Here is a 3,909-nt window from a genome sequence, read left to right on the forward strand (position 1 = left end):
CGACACGCTCCCCCTCGAGGTCGTCGTCCAGCGCATGCTCGTCGTCGTCGCGCTCGGCCTGATCGCCGGCGGCGCGGCCAAACGCGCGGCTCGCGACTCGAAGTTCAACGACATGCTGCTGGTCGGCACCGCGATGTGGCTGCTGGTACTGGTCGGAACGCTGTTCGGATACCTGTAAACTCCTTCCCCTTTCGGAACCGAGGAATTCGACCCCGAAAACGCGGCTGAAACGCCGCGTAATATCGATTTACCGTCGAAACGGGGCCAGATCGACCGACTTCGAGGGTGACTCTATGGTGGCGAGTCCTTAAGTCGTTGCAACATCGTTATCTACACGAAATGGCAAGCCCACCCCGCCAACGCGAACGAGAACCTGAAACGACAGAAAAAGAACAGGAACCGGAGCGTGAGCGGGTGTGTGATGAGTGTAACGGGGGTACACTCGTCAAGAGCGAGGATCAGGGGGAACTCGTCTGCGACCAGTGTGGCCTGATCGTCGAAGGAACGAACATCGATCACGGACCGGAGTGGCGCGCGTTCAACCACTCAGAACGGCAGAACAAGTCCCGCGTCGGCGCGCCGACGACCCAGACGATGCACGACAAGGGGCTGACGACCTCGATCGACTGGAAAAATCAGGACGCCTACGGCCGCTCGATTTCTTCGGACAAACGCAACCAGATGCGCCGCCTGCGCAAGTGGCAGGAACGAATCCGTACCAAAGACGCCGGCGAGCGAAACCTCCAATTCGCGCTTTCGGAGACCGACCGGATGGCCTCCTCGCTGGGGATTCCCCGCTCGGTCCGCGAGGTCGCCTGCGTCATGTACCGGCGCGCGCTCGACGAAGACCTCATCCGCGGGCGCTCGATCGAGGGCGTCGCGACCAGCACCCTCTACGCCGCCTGCCGCATGGAGGGCATCCCGCGCTCGCTCGAGGAGGTCGCCGCCGTCTCCCGCGTCGAGCGCAAGGAGATCGGCCGCACCTATCGCTACGTCGCCCAAGAACTCGGCCTCGAGATGGAGCCGGTCAACCCGAAGAAGTACGTGCCGCGCTTTTGCTCCGAACTCGAACTCTCCGAAGAGGTACAGGTGAAAGCCAACGAGATCATCGATACGACGACCGAGAAGGGGCTGCTGTCGGGCAAATCGCCCACGGGCTACGCCGCCGCTGCGATTTACGCCGCGTCGCTGCTCTGCAACGAGAAGAAAACCCAGCGCGAGGTGTCGGACGTCGCGCAGGTGACCGAAGTGACGATCCGGAACCGGTACCAGGAGCAGATCGAAGCGATGGGAATTCACGAGTAAGTCGGTTCCGAACCAATTTTCGCTGTCGTTGCGGGTGGTCGTGTCTCCGAAGCCAGCGGTGACTGGCACCTATGCGGTCTGTTTACCGACAGATGGGTCTCCTCTTTCTCCGTGAGTGATCAACGGTAGCGAGTCCACTCCTCGGTCCTCTGTTGCTCGAGAAATGCGCCGGCCGGGAATTGAACCCGGGCCGCGAGCTTGGGAAGCTCGAGTCCTACCACTGGACCACCGGCGCACTGCGCTCACTTCGTTCGCTTGTGCGCCGAGGATCGCAAATCCGGCAGGATTTGCTCACCACCGACGCACTGCGCCACTACACTCCACACGCACCGAGGCTCGCAGTTTCTTCGAAACTGCTCACCACCGGCGGACTTCATCCACTTGCGCGTCCCACTGCGATGGGCTTCGTCCATCATCCCACCGGCGCGCTTCGTCACCCAAGGGTATCTTCCGGTCGCACTTGAACGTAGCGCTCTCGAACCGGCCCGCGCGCCCGCGACGACAAAAGCTCGTCCTCGAGTTGCAATTTCTGCGGACTATCAGTACGTATTACGTGTCTACTGTGGTAGCGAATAGTGTCGAGAGACGCAGTGTGTCCGGGTTGGGGTAGTGGCTATCCTTCAGCCGGTCCGGCTGAGACGCGCAGTTCGATTCTCGCACCCGGACCTTCCGGTGGTCGCTGTAACGTACTACTTCTCGAGTCGGCCGTTCCGTCGAAATCGACCGTCCGGGCACTTTTTTCCGGAGAGGGGAGCCTATTAGGTCACGCCCGGTATAGGATCCTGTATGATCGACCTTCGCTTTTCGGACGGGGAACTGGAACGCCAGCGCGACCACATCACGGCGTTCATTCGCGAACGGGTCGACGCCGCGGGAGCCGACGGTGCCGTGCTCGGACTCTCCGGGGGGATCGACAGCACGCTGACTGGCTACCTGGCCGTCGAGGCGCTCGGGGCCGAGAACGTCCACGGGCTCGTCCTGCCGGCGACCGTCAGCAGCGAGGGGAACATGAGTGACGCCGAGCTGGTCGCACAGGACCTCGAGATCAGCTACGACGTGATCGAAATCGAACCGATCGTCGACGTGATCCTGTCGACCTATCCCGAAGCCGAGGGTGACCGCGAAGCCGTGGGCAACGCTCGCGCTCGCGTCCGGGCGGTCCTGAACTATCTCGTGGCCAACCACGAAAGCCGGTTGGTCGTCGGAACCGGGAACCGCAGCGAGGCCGCGGTGGGCTACTTCACCAAGTACGGCGACGGGGCCGTCGACTGCCACCCGATCGGGAACCTCTACAAGGGACAGGTCCGCCAGCTCGCCCGCCACGTCGGCGTCCCCGAGGAACTGGCCGCAAAGACCGCCACCGCGGAACTGTGGGCCGACCAGACCGACGAGGGCGAGCTCGGGATCAGCTACGAGACGCTCGACGACATCCTCGCGACCCACATCGACGGCCCGCTCTCCGTCGCCGCGACCTGCCGGCTGCTCGAGGTCGACGAGGAAACGGTCGAACGAGTCCGCGGCATGTACGAGCGCAGCGAACACAAGCGCAACGCGCCGCCGGCCCCGGTGCCGCTCGAGTGAGTTGCCGCTTCCGGCATCTCACGTCTGGCGCCACTCGTTCTCCAGCAATCCGTACCAGTACGCGTCTTGATACTCGCCGTCGATGAATTCGACGTCACGGTGGACGCCTTCCTGCGTGAAGCCGACGGAGTCGAGCAGCCGTCGCGACGGCTCGTTGAATTCGAAGACCCGGGCCTCGATCCGGTGGAGACCGAGCTGGTCGAAGGCGTACGCGACGACGCGTTCCGCCGCCTCGGAGCCGTAGCCCCGCTCGTGGTGCTCCGGTGCGATCCAGTAGCCGAGTTCGGCGCGCCCGGCCTCCCAGTCGAACGAGTGAAGCCCGACGGTTCCGACCGGCGTCGACTCGGCGACGATCAGGAGCACGACGGTGTCGTCCCCACAGACGTCGTTCTCGAAGAACTCCCGTTCCTGCTCGCGGTTCACGGGCCTCGAGCGACCGATCGCTCGCCAGATCCGCGGGTCGTTGACCTGCTCCTGAAGGAATCCGATGTCCGCCTCCTCGATCGGTCGGAGCGTGACGCGGTCGCCCTCCAGAAATACCGGTCCGGGCATACCAGTCCACTTCGTGTAAGAGAACAAATTACTTTTGGTCAACCATCATCCGCTGCTCGAGCCCGTCGCCTACTCGAGCAGCGCCTCGATATCGTCGGCGTGAGCGGCGACGAGGTCGGCGAAGGCCGCGGCCTCGCGTCGCTCCTGGGTCGCACGCTCGTCGTCGTCACGGATCCGTCGCTTGAGGGCTGCCAGCGCGTCGTCCGCGTTTTCGGCGATCTCTTCGGCAACCGTCCGCGGATCGTCCTCGAGCCGCGAGATCAGTCCCAGCCGCAGGGCCTCCTCGGCGTCGATCGACCGTCCCGCGAGCGCGAACTCGAGCGCGTCGCCCTCACCCAGCACCCGGGGCAACCTGACGGTCCCGCCCCAGGCACCGAACAGACCGAAGCTGACCCCCGGTTCGCCGTAGGTCGACTCGGACGTGCCCACGCGAACGTCACAGGCCAGCGCGAGTTCGAGGCCGCCGCCGAC

The 3,909-nt window shown here is 64.2% G+C and carries 4 protein-coding genes and 1 tRNA gene; 2 read left to right on the forward strand and 3 right to left on the reverse strand.

Annotated elements, in window-relative coordinates; all coding sequences use genetic code 11:
* The first annotated feature begins 339 nt into the window (after positions 1-339).
* On the forward strand, positions 340-1,305 hold the full coding sequence (locus tag PGX04_RS14460; RefSeq protein WP_098724717.1) for a transcription initiation factor IIB: 966 nt from the start codon (positions 340-342) through the stop codon (positions 1,303-1,305).
* Between the two features lie 164 nt (positions 1,306-1,469).
* Here PGX04_RS14460 and PGX04_RS14465 read toward each other — a convergent pair.
* Positions 1,470-1,540 (reverse strand) — tRNA-Gly (locus tag PGX04_RS14465).
* Positions 1,541-2,091: 551 nt separating this feature from the next.
* Here PGX04_RS14465 and PGX04_RS14470 point away from each other — a divergent pair.
* Positions 2,092-2,886, forward strand: a complete 795-nt coding sequence (locus PGX04_RS14470; RefSeq protein WP_273739159.1) for an NAD+ synthase — start codon at positions 2,092-2,094, stop codon at positions 2,884-2,886.
* 18 nt (positions 2,887-2,904) lie between these two features.
* On the opposite strand, the gene PGX04_RS14475 is transcribed toward PGX04_RS14470, so the two are convergent.
* Entirely contained in the window at positions 2,905-3,438 is a 534-nt protein-coding gene (locus tag PGX04_RS14475) for a GNAT family N-acetyltransferase (protein WP_273739160.1), read from the reverse strand.
* A 69-nt stretch (positions 3,439-3,507) separates the two neighbouring features.
* A partial coding sequence (locus PGX04_RS14480; RefSeq protein WP_273739161.1) for an enoyl-CoA hydratase/isomerase family protein occupies positions 3,508-3,909 on the reverse strand: 402 nt, incomplete at its 5' end.

It is taken from the genome of Natrinema soli, from assembly GCF_028618695.1.